The sequence below is a fragment of the Mycobacterium sp. IDUB_19 genome, assembly GCF_055419445.1.
In genome coordinates this window covers 1-14,895 of sequence record NZ_JBVAXR010000057.1, presented here as the reverse complement: position 1 = coordinate 14,895, position 14,895 = coordinate 1, and the positions used below count along the sequence as shown (strand labels likewise).

12 protein-coding genes and 2 pseudogenes are annotated in these 14,895 nt (G+C 62.6%); 7 read left to right on the top strand and 7 right to left on the bottom strand.

All coding sequences use genetic code 11. The features are described 5' to 3' along the window. Positions 1–204: pseudogene (locus tag ACZY0B_RS25385) on the top strand (glycerol acyltransferase); the annotation flags it as partial. Between the two features lie 92 nt (positions 205–296). Here ACZY0B_RS25385 and ACZY0B_RS25380 read toward each other — a convergent pair. Further along, positions 297–2,144: an AMP-dependent synthetase/ligase gene (locus ACZY0B_RS25380; protein WP_463767000.1), complete on the bottom strand. Its 1,848-nt coding sequence runs from the start codon at positions 2,142–2,144 to the stop codon at positions 297–299. Positions 2,145–2,347: 203 nt separating this feature from the next. Here ACZY0B_RS25380 and ACZY0B_RS25375 point away from each other — a divergent pair. Further along, positions 2,348–2,446 (top strand): annotated as a pseudogene (locus ACZY0B_RS25375) (amidohydrolase family protein); the annotation flags it as partial. Here the strand turns inward: ACZY0B_RS25375 and ACZY0B_RS25370 are convergent. Next, positions 2,418–3,077 (bottom strand): class I SAM-dependent methyltransferase, encoded by a 660-nt coding sequence (locus ACZY0B_RS25370; protein ID WP_463766999.1) that lies wholly within the window; start codon positions 3,075–3,077, stop codon positions 2,418–2,420. The pseudogene ACZY0B_RS25375 and the gene ACZY0B_RS25370 sit on opposite strands and share 29 nt — an antisense overlap. A gap of 29 nt (positions 3,078–3,106) precedes the next feature. Next, on the bottom strand, positions 3,107–4,360 hold the full coding sequence (locus ACZY0B_RS25365) for a cytochrome P450 (RefSeq protein ID WP_463766998.1): 1,254 nt from the start codon (positions 4,358–4,360) through the stop codon (positions 3,107–3,109). 88 nt (positions 4,361–4,448) lie between these two features. On the opposite strand from ACZY0B_RS25365, the gene ACZY0B_RS25360 reads away from it, so the two are divergent. Continuing rightward, positions 4,449–4,901 (top strand): VOC family protein, encoded by a 453-nt coding sequence (locus ACZY0B_RS25360; RefSeq protein ID WP_463766997.1) that lies wholly within the window; start codon positions 4,449–4,451, stop codon positions 4,899–4,901. A 162-nt stretch (positions 4,902–5,063) separates the two neighbouring features. Here the strand turns inward: ACZY0B_RS25360 and ACZY0B_RS25355 are convergent, their stop codons facing one another. Next, on the bottom strand, positions 5,064–7,313 hold the full coding sequence (locus ACZY0B_RS25355; protein WP_463766996.1) for a DUF2357 domain-containing protein: 2,250 nt from the start codon (positions 7,311–7,313) through the stop codon (positions 5,064–5,066). A 17-nt stretch (positions 7,314–7,330) separates the two neighbouring features. Then, positions 7,331–9,481, bottom strand: coding sequence for an McrB family protein (locus ACZY0B_RS25350; protein WP_463766995.1), 2,151 nt, complete (start codon positions 9,479–9,481; stop codon positions 7,331–7,333). Between the two features lie 172 nt (positions 9,482–9,653). Here ACZY0B_RS25350 and ACZY0B_RS25345 point away from each other — a divergent pair, with 172 nt between their 5' ends. Both ACZY0B_RS25345 and ACZY0B_RS25340 read left to right on the top strand, forming a co-directional pair. Beyond that, entirely contained in the window at positions 9,654–10,088 is a 435-nt protein-coding gene (locus tag ACZY0B_RS25345; protein ID WP_463767001.1) for a hypothetical protein, read from the top strand. Between the two features lie 38 nt (positions 10,089–10,126). Continuing rightward, entirely contained in the window at positions 10,127–11,095 is a 969-nt protein-coding gene (locus tag ACZY0B_RS25340) for an SMP-30/gluconolactonase/LRE family protein (RefSeq protein WP_463766994.1), read from the top strand. Here the strand turns inward: ACZY0B_RS25340 and ACZY0B_RS25335 are convergent. Both ACZY0B_RS25335 and ACZY0B_RS25330 read right to left on the bottom strand, forming a co-directional pair. Further along, positions 11,092–11,940 (bottom strand): SDR family NAD(P)-dependent oxidoreductase, encoded by an 849-nt coding sequence (locus ACZY0B_RS25335; protein ID WP_463766993.1) that lies wholly within the window; start codon positions 11,938–11,940, stop codon positions 11,092–11,094. The genes ACZY0B_RS25340 and ACZY0B_RS25335 overlap by 4 nt on opposite strands. Positions 11,941–11,967: 27 nt before the next feature. Further along, the gene (locus ACZY0B_RS25330; protein ID WP_463766992.1) at positions 11,968–12,324 is read right to left on the bottom strand and encodes a hypothetical protein; all 357 of its coding nucleotides are present in this window, start codon (positions 12,322–12,324) and stop codon (positions 11,968–11,970) included. A gap of 154 nt (positions 12,325–12,478) precedes the next feature. On the opposite strand from ACZY0B_RS25330, the gene ACZY0B_RS25325 reads away from it, so the two are divergent. Together ACZY0B_RS25325 and ACZY0B_RS25320 are read left to right on the top strand one after the other, a co-directional pair. Next, entirely contained in the window at positions 12,479–12,874 is a 396-nt protein-coding gene (locus ACZY0B_RS25325) for a DUF6636 domain-containing protein (protein WP_463766991.1), read from the top strand. A 219-nt stretch (positions 12,875–13,093) separates the two neighbouring features. Next, a partial coding sequence (locus ACZY0B_RS25320; protein ID WP_463766990.1) for a toll/interleukin-1 receptor domain-containing protein occupies positions 13,094–14,895 on the top strand: 1,802 nt, incomplete at its 3' end.

The window sequence follows — 14,895 nt, the reverse complement described above, 5'->3', positions numbered from 1 at the left end:
TTCCCGTTCGGGCCGAGTGTCGTCTTGCCGGTCAACATCCCGCTGCCGACAAAGATCGTCACCGAGGTGCTGCGACCGGTCGATATCGCCGTCGAATTCGGTGAGGCTCCCGACATCAAGACGCTCGATGCGCACGTGCGCGGCGTGATGCAAGCGGGGCTCAACGCCCTGGCCGCCCAGCGCCGCTTCCCAATCCTTGGGTGATGCGTCGCGGACCAAGACCTAGTCGGTCACCGCACCCACGATGATCACTATCGGCAGCCGACAGAACGTCGGGATGGGCGCCGCGGGCTTGGTCATCGGAGAGCCTCGGTCATGTTGACGACGTCCGGCCCGGGCGTCGCGACGTAAAGCTTGTCGATCTCAGCCGAATACTTCTCCGCGATGGGCCCGCGCTTGAGCTTCATCGTAGGGGTGAGCTCGTCTCCGCCTGGCTCCCAAGCAGTTCCGATAATGAGGAACCGCTTGATCTGCTCGACGCGGGAAAGTTTGGAATTCGCTTCCACGATAGCAGCGGTGAGCAATTCCCTGGCCTCGGGACGCTGCGCGAAAGCGGCGGCCGACGGGTCGGCAATGCCGAGCGCGGCGGCTTGCGCGGCGGCGGCCTCAGCATCGAGGACGATGAGCGCCGTCACGTAGGGTCTGGCATCACCAATGGCCACTACCTGGTCGAGCAACGAGGACGTTTCCTGGACGGCCATCTCGATGTTGCTGGGGGAGAGATTCTTTCCGGATTCGTTGACTATCAAGTCTTTCTTGCGGCCGACGATCGTGACGAAACCTTGTGCGTCGATGGTGCCGATGTCGCCGGTTTGCAGCCAGCCGTCGGCGTCGATCGCTTCGGCGGTCTTCTCCGGCTGGTGTCGATAGCCTCGCATCACGACCGGCCCGCGTATCAGCAGTTCACCGTCGTCTGCGACTGAGATCTCAACGTTGCGCAGCGCCTGCCCGACCGAACCAACCTTGTTGGAGCCCGGCCGATTGGAGGTCGCACCTCCCACGCACTCCGACTCGCCCCACACTTCGTAGACGGGAATGCCCAGACCCCAGAAGAATTCGATTGTTTCAACGGGTACGGGGGCGGCACCGGTCACTGCCCAGCGCAACTGGTCCAAGCCGAGTGCGTGGCGCACCTTAGCCAGCACGAGGCGGTCGGCAATCGCGCGGCGGAGGGCAACCGACGGGGACAGCGACTTGCCCGCCAACGTCTGGCGGGCGGCCTGTACGCCGGTGTCGATGGCCCATAGCGCCAACCGCCGCTTGAGCCCGGTCGCCTCCGTGCCAAGCTTCGTTTCGATCCCGCCTTTGATTTTGTGCCACACCCGCGGCACCCCGAGCCACACTGTGGGACGAACATCGGGCAGCGCCTCCGCGATCGCCCTGGGGTCATCGACGTCGGTCATCGGCACTCCCAGGACCATGTTGGCGTAGTGCCCCGTCACCCGGTCGGCGATGTGCGCATGCGGTAGGTACGAGACGATCCGATCATTTGGCTGCAGGTCAAGCAGGTGGACGATCGCGGAGAATTCGGCCATCACGTTGGCATGGGTAAGCTCGACGCCCTTGGGCGGGCCGGTGGTTCCCGAGGTGTAGATGAGCGTCGCGACGTCGTCTGGCCGTACCGCCCGCCACGTCGAGTCGAAGTCGAAATCGGTTGTGGTTCCCAAAGCTTCGAGCTCATCGAGGGTGAGGCAGCCGTCGATTTTGGCGTCGACGACGATCACCTCGGTGAGGTCGGCCCCGGCCGCCTTGATCGCGGGCAGAAAGTCTTGCTCGGTGAACACGATCCTGTTCCCGGCATTGGTGAACAAGTACCGGATTTGGTCGGGCGCCGAGGTGTTGTAGATCGAGAAGGGGATCGCGCCGAGATGCATGACGGCGGTGTCCGCCAAATGGAACTCCGGCCGGTTGCGCAGCATCAGACCGACCGTGTGGCCGCGTTCGACGCCCAGCGCGGCCAGCCCGGTGGCGATCTTGCGCACTCGATCGGCGTATGTCGCCCAGGTGAGTACGGTCCTGTCCCCAACCGTCCGGATGGCCACCGAGTCCGCTTTCAACGCCGCGGTCTGCTGAAATGCCTGCGGCAGCGTCGACACCATCACTCCGCTTGGGTGCTGAACCACCGTTGGATCGCCTTCGGCCATCTCCGTACCGCTCTTTCGATAACCCGTCCATTGGGGGGTGATTTGCCAGGTCGGGACCTCAAACGTGCGCCGTTTACCAGGTGGCCGGAAGGGGACAAGGTCCCGACCTTGTGAATCGATGCTCACCTGTGCCGTGATGGGTTGATAGCCCGACTACGCGCGAGATGGCGACGTTCATCTCGTCCCTGCCGGCACGTTCATACCTGATCGCGTGGAAACACCCCAACGTCTACCTTGAGTTGGCTGCGTCCCGTCCCAAGGGCAAACGCTCGGTCATCGCTGGCGTGCGTCCGGCGCTGCGACGACGACATCCATGACAAGCCCGATCCGATGCACGCGCGAGCGATGCTCGACGTTCCAGCCTCGTTCCAGCAGGGCGCTCAGGCTGATCGGACGACACCCGCCCAAGAGCTGCGGCGCAAAACGCCAGAGGCCCAACCAGGCTCGCGAGACAGCTCGTTCGAGCGGCCGCTCTCCGTGACTCAGGCTGGCCAGACAGAGCCGGCCATTGGACGCAAGGATCCGCCGCAGGTCATCCAGAACGGCCCGGGCATAAGCTTCATCGAGCAGATCAAACACGAACGTGGACAGCACCCGGTCCGCGAACCCGTCATCGGCGGGTAGCGGCAGGGAGCCATCGACAAGCAGTACCTTGGCCCGCTCGGCCCAAGGCAGGAGCCGACTGGTGGCTAAGTTGATCATCACGGGGCTGATGTCGACACCGAGGTAGCTGACACTGGGAGGCAGCGTCTCCAGCAAGTTGGCGGCCAAACGTCCTGTGCCACAACCGAACTCAAAAATATTCTGGTTTCCAGAAAGGGTCGCGTTGGCCACCAGCCGGTCTATGGTCGCGTCCTCGTAGAACGCTTGCCAATCCTGGATGCGTCCGATCCGGTCGTAGACCCAGCGGGCCTGGCTCAGGGTAAGCGCCACGCGCGGCCGCAGTCCTTGTCGTCGGGCATCTAGCCTCGCTTGGTTCGAGGGGTGAAGGTGACCGGCAGCTTGCTCAGCCCGGTCATGCTCGGGCTGCCCAGGTATTGGTGGGCGTTGTCGACGTCGACTCGGTAATCGGGGATGCGGTCCAGGACCGCCTTGACCATCACCTCGGACATCAGTCGCGCCAGATGCGAGCCGATGCAGCGATGCGGCCCGAGCCCAAAGGCCAAGTGACGGTTGGGTGTTCGGTTCAGGATAACCTCGTCGGGATTTTCGAATTCGTGCTCGTCGTGGTTGGCGGAGAGCCAGCTGATGATGAGTTTGTCGTTTTTGCGTAGGTGTTGGCCGCTGAGCTCGACGTCTCTAGTGACCGTGCGGCTCAGTGTTCGGTTGACCGAGAAGTAACGCAGGAATTCGTCAGTGGCGGTGCGGTACAGCTCGGGATGGTCTCTCAGCTGCTGGCTTAGCTCTGGGTGGGTGCCCAGATGCCTGAGCGTGAGCGCGGTTTGGGAGGTGGTGGTGTCGACGCCGCCGGCGATCAGGTTCCAGAGGATGTTGAGCAGCTGGGCGTCGTCGAGTTTTTTGCCTTCGAATTCGAATTGGATGAGGAAGCTGGTCAGGTCTTCTTTCTTGTCGGCCCGTCTTGTGGCTGCGAATTCGAGCACCTCCTCCATCATGGCCGGGACTTTGGCGATGGCTTCGGCGTATTCGGGGCTGTCTTGGGGGACGGCCATGACGGAGTGGAAGAGGTGGGCGTAGAGATGCCAGTTGTCGTGAGGTAGGCCCATCAACTTCATGGTCAGGATGGCCGGCACCGGGCTGGCGTAGTCGAGAACCAGATCCATCTCGCCGTTTTCGATGTGCTGGTCGAGGAACTCCTGGGCTTTTTCCTCCATGAACGGCTTGAGTTTCTCGACGGCGCCGGGGGAGAAGAACGGGGCCAGCGCGTGTCTCAGAGCGAGGTGGTATTCGCCGTCGATCTCGCCGATGCCCAGGGCGGGTTGGCCTTCCGGTCGCGGGACGCCCATCTCGCCCTGGTAGTCCACGCCGTCTTCGGCGTTGGGTTCGTATTTGTGCGAGAACGTGGCGTCGTCTCGGGCCGTTTGGCTCACGGCGTCGTAGCTGCTGAGGTACCAGAACCCGTCGTAGTTGGTGTTCCACGCGACCGGGCATCGTTGTCTGAGCTCGGTGTTGACCGTCTGTTGGTTGAGGTTGAAGGCGTCGGAGTGGTGGTCGAAGTCGACGATCGCGTCGTCGGCGACGTCGGGACGGGTTGTCATCTGAGAGGTCCTTCACCGCGACGAGAGCTCAGCTTTCTACACTATCTTTGCATTATTACGCTCGTGGGTTCAGTCGAGAAAGGCCGCGATGAGTAGTCACCGGACGACCTTCAACCACGTCGGATTGTGTGTCTCCGATCGCGAGCGGTCGCGGCGGTTCTATGAGGGTGTGCTCGGGTTTCAGTTCTGGTGGGAGCTTGATCCGCCCGACGGCCCCACCGCAAAGCTCGTGCAGCTGCCCGAGCCGCTCGGGGTGCACGCGACCTACCTGGTGCGCGACGCGTTTGTGCTCGAACTTATGGACTACTCGAAGCGTCAGGTTCGCACCGGGTCGGAACGCGTCATGGATCAGATTGGCCTGACGCATATTTCGTTTTCGGTATCCGATCTCGCCAGCGTATTGAGGAAGGTCGAGGAGTTGGGGGGAGCGGTGGTCGACGAGACGGTGACGGAGGCGATGGCGATGATCCGCGATCCGGACGGGCAGCTGCTGGAATTGCTTTCGGATGGCTGGTTGTCGGCATTGCCGCTCCGGCCGTAGTCAGGTTTTGCGGCGATGCAGTTTTTGAGTTGACTTTTGCGACACGCCGACGTGGGATTCGCTACGCCCACTCGCTGCTCGCGCGGTACGTCTCATATTTAAAAATCTGCAATGCCAATGCCGTCTTGATCGGAGCGATTATTTCAGTCGGGCCCCATCGACTCAGGGATCGACCACCGACGCTGCTCGGACGACGTCCCACCAGGTCACGACAATTGGCGCCCCGTCATGGACCTTCAATGTCAGAAGCTCGAGGTCGATCGAGTCGGCCCACGTGGGCAGATGTTCGACGAACTCGAGGTCGGCCACGAAGTAGATATCACCGCGAGGGCTAGGATATCCAGTGGCCAACAAGTCGCCTGCCGTCGCTGGCCGCCAGCGCGCTACCTTTGCAGCGCGGGCCACATGGAGGGAGCCGTTCCGGTTCTCGTACAAGAGAAGAAGCTCGGCACCGAGCTCTCGCCCGCCGATTTCGACGGCACCAACCCGATCTCCCGCACGAATGTTGTACTGCCGCAACCGTTCTATCCATCGAAGGTGCTCAACATTTCGGACGAAGCCGAGAAGCACGTCCGTATCCGCAGGGGGTTCGTCCAGAAAGTCCGTTGTCAGTGATGACATGAGGGTGGGCTCACCAGGTCGATGCACAGTCGCGGTCCAGAAGCGATGCCGCTCGTCGCGCGTGACTTGACTAGCGACATGTGTGAGTACATCGCTCAAGAAGTGGTCGAGGGCCTCCGATGACGAAGGCAGGCCCTCATTGCTCGGCCTGAGCGGGAAGGCGCCGAGGCCAGGCAACACTTCTTTGAAACCCGGATGTCGTCGGATGTCCTTGATCTCTGATCCCGGATACAGCACGTACGCTCCTGCCGTTCGCGAGATCGCGTCTCGGTACGCGTGCATCTTGAGCAGGTCGTCGCGCTTAGCACCGCCAGAGCTCGTCGATTCGCCAAGCAAATCATCCGAATCAGTAGCTGATGTCAGCTGCGCAAGGAGATTGTCGACACGGTACTTCGCATCGAAGTGGAGCCAGATCTCGAGCTCTTGCGTGGGGACGCGCGAAGGCGTGCTGCCTTCCGGTCGAATGCGCACCGAGCAGTCAGGACGCATCGCTTGGCTCCACGACCCCCGTCGATCATCTCTTCCGGCGAACGTCCGATTAAAGAAGACCTCGACACGAAGTGGACGGCCTCCTCGTCTGACAGACCACGATAGCTTCGACGCGCGGCCTGATCGCATAGTCATGGAGGTGCCATCGGCAGCGACAGTGAAGGCACGCGCTGTCTGGTCTTCCCCGCACACTCGCCCGAGTGAATCCACCACCGCAAGAAAGCACCAGAACTCATAGAGCGTTGCGATGTTGCGTTGCGAAGCTGCGAAGATGTCGGCCATCTCCCCGAGATCAATCCGCACGGTCGGGCCCGACTCAGTCATCGCGAACGTCCGGAAGACTTCGCGGTAGCCTGCGCGCTTGAGTAGCACCTGGTCCGACGTTGGCATTCTCCGTAGTGAGCTGACCTCTTGGAAGAGCGGGTGCGCCAGGTATTCGTCCAGTTGGGCACCAACGTCAGCAGCGATCTGCTGACCGCGACGCAGCGGTCCGGACTCGACATTCTGTGAGGCCTGAGATAGCAGGTCGAACAATTCCAGCGAGACGGCTCGCCAACGCTCCAAAGCAAACTTGACGAACTGGTTAGCCGAGTTGTCGACACTCGCTTCGGCGCGATCACGGGTTAGAGCAGCAGGCAGAGATGCGAGTGGAGCCGAACCACCCGTCCACGGCACCCGCCGACCGGGCGCGCAAACCGCGCGACGAAAAGCAGCCCCCGCTGGAAACGGTGATCCAACCGGGCGGATCTCCTGCTCCGACACCCATGTGCGGTGTGGCTGCGAGGTGACACGCGCAATTGCGGCGTCGAACGCTGGATCCTGCAGATACGCCGCGATCATCGCGAAGCGGAGGTACAGCAGTTCGGTAGTCGATTCGCTTGGCGCAAGATCCAACATGCTTGGCGCGAATCCTTGCAGCACTGCCTCAGCGGCGAACGAGGAAATGTCAGTCAGCATCTGGCGATATTCAGTCTCGTGGTCCAGCTTGACGGCTAGAACGTCGACATCGGTCGTCCCTGTTAGCCCCGTCGTGCGATCAAGGACCCGAATCCGGAGACGCCCAACGGCTTGACCGGGACGTAGCCGCCCTCGCGTCCAACTCGCATCGTCAGGATCGAACAACTCGCGCGGCTCAACTTCGACATTCGTTGCGTCGGGCGATATTTCGTAGCGGTAGGTCCCAGCTTCGCGCAGCGCTACGTCACCGCGCGCCGAGAACGTTGTGTCCTGCCGACCCGGAAGATTGGCGATCAGCAGCTCACCGACGACGTGGCCTTCGTCATTTCGAAGCGGCAACTGCATCGAATCATGGGGCATGGCTACTCGGCGAAGCTGACGAACTGATTCGCTCGAACGGACTCGATCATGCGGGCAATCTTGTGGTGCGTGACCGGCAACCGCGGGTCCGGACCCGCCCCCAGTGCCAGCGCATCCAACGCACTGAGAACCGGCTCGACTCGTCGTCGCGACCCGTGGACCTTCGGCAGAACCTTCTGCATCATCGCGAGGTCGAGCGCCGTACGACCATCGGTATCTCCAGTCGCTGCGAAGAACGCGCAGAACCGCAGAATCTCGTACAGCGTTCGGTGCCCGAACTCTTGATTGGCGCCAGCCAAGATCGCGTGCGCCTCTCGAAGCGTCGACACAATCTCATCGCGAGCCGGATGAGGATGCTCTCGCTGCCAATCGTCCCTTTCCGCCAGCGACGCGAAGGCGCGCACTTGCTGATCCTTCCCCGACGGCACAGCACTGGGCCGTCGGAGCTCGGCGTCGAGCTCATCAGAGGTCACCCGAAACTCAAAGGTGAAGGCCCTGTCGAGAACCTTTGGCGAGAACATGTACGTCGTCTCGTCCACGTTGACTGTGCCGACAACGAAAAGGTTCCGTGGCAACGGCAGCCTCTGCGCCTCTACGTCACGCAGGACCCACTGACGAGATGGTTGATCGAAGACCAGATCCGGTAAGACCGGACGTCGCGATTCGACCCCCGAGAGAAAGTCCGAGAAGTATCGCTCGACGTGGGCCAAGTTCATCTCGTCCAGGATCAGCAAGTACGGGTGCTCGGGATTGTTCGCCGCGCGAAGCACAAACTCGAACGCTTCCGGAACAAACCACACCGGCGCCCCGGACGCGGACGTACGTAGCGCATCCTCGTATCCAAAGATAGATTCCGGTCCCGTCCAGTCAGGCCGCACTGGTACGACGACGTGGCGATGGCGACCGTGTTCGTCTGTGCCGAACCATTCACCGAGTCTCATCGCGAGTTGAGTCTTACCGGAACCGGCTAGTCCCGTCAGGATCGCGAAAGGTTTGGCAAGCAGACTGCTCAAGAATGACCGAACGAGCTTCGACCCTGCTGGGAAGCGGAGTCCAGACGCTTCCACCGCGTCGGCGAAAGCACAAAACAGTTCGTGCGGCGTCGGCACCTCCAGCGATGTCGAGGGTGAACGCGCAGCAGCTGGGACCGAAGGTAGGTGTGTCGCGAGCTCAGGAAACCGCTGCGCCAATTCGCTCACGAAGTCCCAATGAAGGCGATCGAGATAGATTTGCCGGACGGATCCAGAGCCTGTGAACGGCGAGCCGTGCCGAATACGGGCACCTTCGTCGATAGCGGCAACTGGGACCGGCTCATTCAGCTCCTGATACTGCGTTTCGACCAGCCGGCCAGCCTTGGCCCAGGCTTGGTCCTCGAACGGGTTCAGCGCCGGTCTTGCAACTGCGCTGACGTGGCTTGCAGCTCGCAAAAAGCCATCGTTGTAATGCAGTACGACGTCGCCTTCGCGAACCTCATCCATGGTGTTCCAGTGGTATTGCGGGCGGCCCGCCTTATCCAGTAACGGCGCCCACAGGAATCCGCCATCGCGCTCCTTCGTATAAGTGGCGCCTTGATTCACCCACCAGACCGAACCTTGCCGTCCAAGAAAAGAGACCCCTTGCTCGGTTAGTTCACCGCTTCTATTGATAAGCCCACTCTCTGTGAGAAGTTCTCGGTAGCGAGCTCCTTGCGACTCGAAGGTTCGGTCCGATTGCCACTGGTCGGAATTCGAATGCTCCGCTAGCGCGCGTCCGAGATCGTCGTTGGACCAGCCGGCGGGTATGTCACGAACAATCTGAAGAGCGATTCGGGCGTCGTCCGCCAGCTCAGCGTTACCAGATAGCCGGTCACGAAGGACGCCAGCCTGGGTCTCATCGACAATCCAGGGATTGTCGGGATCAACGTTTTCGGCATACGTGAGACCCGACGCGGTCAGCTTGAACCTGCGCTCGTCCTCTACCACCAGATCAAGCATTCGCGCGAAACGAAGACAATCACTGGCCCGCGCTTTCGGGTTCTCAATTCGCTCCCCAGACTTGAAGAGTTGCGTTGCATGGTCGCCGAGGAGTTCTTCGATATTGGCCGAGCCAAGCTCGTGAAGGCGGGCTAGCAGCAGATTGCTATAGCTGAACTTGAGTGTCGGGATGGCCAGCACGGTCTCAGGCTAGTTGGGAAGGCCAGCGGCGCCCAGCATCCGAGATGCATCTGCCCTCGTGTCCCCTACGAGGCGGACTACCGTCCAATCTGTTCGGCACGCACTGGCCAGCGCCGGTAACGCGCCGCATTACGTTCGAGTTTGTGCCCACGACTCCCTAAGTCTTCTGTTCTTGGTCCCACGTTTTGGGACAGCCTTCCTCGGTTCGGTGGAGTTCAACCGCGGTACCCCGCTCACCCTGCGCGCTACCTCGCGCGGCCTGGCCGCGGTCGCCGAACTCACCGAGATCGTTCGGGCCATGTCACGCCGTAGCGCCGATACCTGGGGTCAAATGGTCCGGGCCGTTCGATGGCGAGGAATGACAAGCTTCGCGCCAGTTGTTAGTTGGGGTGGCATAGGCCTCGCAGTGGCGCTGCTGATCGGCGTTGTTGGGCCGGGAGTCGGCCTTGTCGTCGACCGAAACGCCGGCCCGCAGTTCTCAGCGACGGCGGTGATCGCCTACCCCAGTCCCGCACCGTCCGAGTATCCGGCAGCTTGCCGCGCGTCCGGCGCGGTGGGAAACGCCGACTCCGATCCACACAGCTCTATGGCGCGCCACCTCCGCTAACCTGACACTGGTCTGCTGCAAGTCCACGAGGGGCATCGATGATCGGAACGGGCGAGACCACCATTGAGGTGACTGGCTTGCACGCCTTCGGGCGCGGCGTGGATCGCGCGGAACACGTTGCGGTCGCCGGTGATGGCCGGGTGTTCGCCTCCGACAAGGCCTCCGCTGTCGCTGAACTGTTTGATGAGAACACCGTTCGGCACATCGGGCAGGCAGGCGGCGAGCCGAACGGGATCGCGCTCGACCGCGACGGCCACTTTCTGATAGCCAACTGGGGCCTGGGTGTCCTGCAGGATCTCGACCCGACGACCGGCGAAATCACGGCGGTGCTCAGCGGAGAACTCGACGGACTCCCGTTGAAGTGGTTGAACTTCGTTCTAGTGGAGTCCGTTGGGGCGCTGTGGTGTTCGGTGAGCACCATGGCCGACGACCTTTTGGATACCATCGCGCGCGGCACCGCCGATGGGTTCGTCTTTCGCGTCGCACCGAATCGCCAATCGGCGCAAGTGGTCGCCGACGCGGTGAACTTCCCCAACTGCATGGCGCTGGATCGCAACGAGGACTATCTGTATGTGGTCCGCACGCTGGCCGCTGACGTGGTGCGGTTTCCGATCGAGGGCGAAACACTCGGGCCGCCAGAGCGATTCGGCCCGCCGCTGGGCGGCCGCCGCCCCGACGAGTTCGGCCCCGACTACAGCCGGTTCCTGGCCGACCCGCAGGTGGGCCGCCGGTGGGGGATGGCCGACGGGTGCGCGTTCGATGCAGAGGGAAACCTTTGGGTCACACTGGTTTTGGCCAACAGGATCGTGGCGATCCGCCCGGACGGCACGGCGACGGTGGTCCTTGACGATCCTGAGGGCGCGTTATTAAAAGGCCCGACTAGCATCGCCTGGGGCGGCCAGGACATGCGCGACACCTATATCGGCTCGATCCTCACCCCGTACGTGCTCAAGGGGAGAAGCTCGGTGCCCGGCCTGCCGATGGTTCATCAGCGCCAGTGGCGCTAGCCGCCCGACGGCCCGGGCCTCATGAAGTCCGGCAGCGCGGCCTCGGGGTCGGGCGGGATCGATGGTGCGGGCAGGCCCCATAGTTGCCGAATGGTGGCACCGCCGTCGACGACGAGTGTCTGACCGGTGATGCGGGCGGCCAGCTCAGAAGAGAGGAACAACGCGGCGTTGGCGATGTCATGCGCGCGGGGCGCCGCCAGCGGGTTGATTCCATTGACCGCGTACTCGTTTGGGGGCTGATCCTCGTTGCCGGAGCCCACATTGCCCGGCGCGACCGCGTTGGCACGAATGCCATATCGCCCCAGTTCGTCTGCGAAGCTCTTGACGAGCGAGATGACGCCGGCCTTGGCGGCGCCGTAGGCGGCATGGTAGGTCGCCGCCGCAATGCCGTCGACCGAGGCGAGCGCGACCAACGATCCCCCGCTGCGCTGGGTGATCATGTACCTTGCCGCTGCTTGAAAAAGGTAGAACACCTGGTTCAGGTTGTAGTGGATCGTCGCGTCCCACACCTCGGTGGTGAAGTCCTCGACCTTCGACCAGGTCGCGCCGCCGATGATGTCCACGCAGACGTCGACACCGCCCAGCGCTGCGACGGCGTCGTCGATCGCCCGACCTACCTGCACCGGGTCGGTCATATCGGCGACGATCGGGACGGCAATGCCTCCCCTATCGGCAATCTCGCCGACGATGCGGTCTGCGCGCTCCTCGTCGATATCGATGCAGGCCACCGAGGCGCCCGCCTCGGCAAGGGCCAACGACGTGAACCAGCCGTGGCCCGCGCGCTCCGGAATGTAGCCCGCGCCCGACACGACGGCGCGCTTGCCGGACAGTCCAAGATCAATCACGGCCGACCTCCCTTACGCCCCAACTAGTCAGCCTCGGACCAGTGCTGGTCGACGGCCGTACTGGTGGAGTATCGAGACAGCGTCGACCGCTGTCAATGACGACTCAATGCGCCGCTTCACCGGCACCTCGAAGATGCCAGCCATTGCGCTACGTATTTGTGGTACGCGGGGTGTTGAGCACGACGGATCGGGTTCGTCGAGCCCAGCGCCGACCTCCTGACATTCAGAGTCCTTGTCGTGCTTCAGATCTTCGCTGGGTTTGTCCCGGAACGGCTCTGCCACTTGTACGGAAACATCCGCACCCTCGACGGTCACACTGCTGTCGAACAGTGCCGCTGTCGTCTCATACCGGAAGCAACCGATCTTCAATTGCAAGTCACCCATCAATTCCCCCTCACACGGATGGCGCGGTTGGCCACCGTCGGTGTACTCGACGACTTCCGGATATCCCTGCCAAACTTGATCGTTGGCGGCCCGAAAGGACTACAAGTACCTCATGGCAGGGAAAATGCTTGCAGCAGTCTCGACGATGGCAGCCGTGACCGCAGTCGGTCCTGCGGCGATCGCGCGTGCGGACAACGTTTACCAATTTCAGTCGCCCTCGGGAAACATCACCTGCGTGATGTCGGAGTTCCAGGGCATTGCTCCGCGCGCATCCTGCGGGATCGTCGATCGCACCTGGGTGATACCGCCGCGCCCGATGAATTGCATGGGGGCATTCGGTGATCAGATTGACCTGGTCCAGGGCAGCTCACCCGCGCTGGTCTGCCACAGCGATACCACGCGAGGCAGCGGACTGCCGACGCTCCAGTACGGCGGGACACGTTCCGTGGCTTCGCTCACCTGTCAAAGCGAGCCCGCCAGCATCACGTGCACCGACTCGGGCACCGGCCACTTCTTCCGCATTTCACGCGAGTCCTACGTACTAAAGTAATCGCCGCAGCGGTCCGCGAAAGTCACGGTGCCAGTGGCCCTTTCATCGCAGCTCACGATAAGACTGCGAAAGCTCGCACCGCCGGCCAGGGCGGTTTTAACCCCAACCGCCACCCCGAGCCGTCGCACGGCGTTATTCTGTCGTTCGCGGCAGCATTCCAAGCGGCAGTACCACAGCGCAGGGGTAATCGGGGGCCTCCACGGAAGGGGGTGCACGTAGGTGTCGCGCATTTTCTTGAGCCACTCCAGTAAGGACACCCGCGAAGCGATCGCGCTCAAGACCTGGCTGACCGAGCAGCGGCCGGAGCTCGGCGACGAGATCTTCATCGATGTCGACACCCAGACCGGCCTGAAGCTGGGGGAGCAGTGGAAGACTCAGCTCTTCACCGGCAAGTCGCGCTGCGAGCATTTCATCTGTTTGCTGTCACAGAACTGGGCGAATTCCACCGAGTGCAACGTCGAGTACCGCACGGCCGAAGGTTTGGGTAAACGGATCCTGGTCGCGCGGCTAGGGGACCTGGGCAACAACGACATCACCTCGGCCTGGCAGCGCTGTGATTTGTTCACCGACGGCGAGTGCAGCGACATCGAGGTGCCCGACGGCCCACCGGTGCGCTTCAACACCGCGGCACTCACCCGGATCATGGAGGCCGTCGACGGCAGTGGGGCAGGGCCCCGCCAATTCGTCTGGCCGCCAAGGACGGATCCGCAGCGCGCGCCGTATCGCGGGTGGGAGCCGTTTGAGGAAATCGACGCCGGGGTGTTCTTCGGCCGCGACGCGGTGATCGCGCGCGGCGTGGATGCGTTGCTAAGCATGCGATTTCGGCTACTGGCCACCATGTCCGGACTCAAGTCGCTGTTTGTGGTGCTGGGCCCGTCGGGTAGTGGGAAATCGTCGTTTTTGCGGGCCGGGCTGATTCCGCGGCTGCGGCGCAAGGACCGCGAGTTCATGGTGTTGGGAATCATGCGGCCGCAAGGTAATCCGCTCACCGGCGATTCGGGTTTAGCCGCGGCGATTCACGCCGGCCGCGAATCCCTCGACCTGCCCAGTCCTTCGCTGGGCAACATCAAGAAGGCCTGCGGACAGCGAGACGTCGATCAGATCTTCCAGCTGTTGCGCGAAATCCGCTTCGCGGCCGCAGCACAGCTCGCCCTCGCCGGTCCTACCGCACCGACCGCCGCGCCGACGCTGATTCTGCCGATCGACCAAGCCGAGGAATTGTTCTCCGCCGAGGCGGGCCCGCAGACCGAAGAATTCCTGACCATGTTGGCCGAGCTGGTCCACCGAATCAACGCCGACGAGGTGGGATTGATTGTGGCGGTGACCATCCGCACCGACCGCTACGAGGCCATGCAGCGTCATCCCGCTTTCGACGGCATCGGCACGGCCATCTTCGACGATCTCAAACCCATGCCGCGCGAGGAATTCAAAGAGGTCATCGTCGGGCCGGCGGCACGCGCCACCGAGGCGAGTAAGCGCCTGGTGATCAGGGACAACCTGGTGGCCAGACTGCTCGAAGACGTGGGCGAGGGTGCTGACACCCTGCCCCTACTGGCCCTGACCCTGTCCCGGCTGTACGCCGATTACGGTGGTACCGGCGAGATCAGCGCTGCCGATTACGAGGCCATGGGCGGCATGGCTGACGTCGTCAACAACGCCATCGACGAGCTCGTCGACCAACACCCGGGTGGACGCGAGAACGCGCTGGAACTGTTGCGGTCGGCGTTTATCCCGTGGCTGGCCACCATCAACTCGCTCAACGATCAGGCATTGCGGCGGGTGGCCCTCGAATCCGACCTACCCAAGGACAGCCGACCCCTGATCGACGCCTTCGTGACAAAGCGACTGCTGGTGCGCGACGAGCGCGACGGACAGGTCGTTGTGGAGGTCGCCCTGGAAAGCCTGCTGCGCCAATGGGATGCTCTCGTCGGCTGGCTAGCCGATGAACGTCTGAACCTCAAGATCGCCGACGACATCGAACGCAATGCCGCCGCCTGGGAACACCATGGCCGCGACTCGTC

Bases quoted from the DNA above. Each gene is read 5' to 3' on its own strand.
- ACZY0B_RS25380 (WP_463767000.1), bottom strand. From the start codon at position 2,144: ATGGCCGAAGGCGATCCAACGGTGGTTCAGCACCCAAGCGGAGTGATG.
- ACZY0B_RS25365 (WP_463766998.1), bottom strand. From the start codon at position 4,360: ATGACAACCCGTCCCGACGTCGCCGACGACGCGATCGTCGACTTCGAC.
- ACZY0B_RS25360 (WP_463766997.1), top strand. From the start codon at position 4,449: ATGAGTAGTCACCGGACGACCTTCAACCACGTCGGATTGTGTGTCTCC.
- ACZY0B_RS25355 (WP_463766996.1), bottom strand. From the start codon at position 7,313: ATGCAGTTGCCGCTTCGAAATGACGAAGGCCACGTCGTCGGTGAGCTG.
- ACZY0B_RS25340 (WP_463766994.1), top strand. From the start codon at position 10,127: ATGATCGGAACGGGCGAGACCACCATTGAGGTGACTGGCTTGCACGCC.
- ACZY0B_RS25330 (WP_463766992.1), bottom strand. From the start codon at position 12,324: ATGGGTGACTTGCAATTGAAGATCGGTTGCTTCCGGTATGAGACGACA.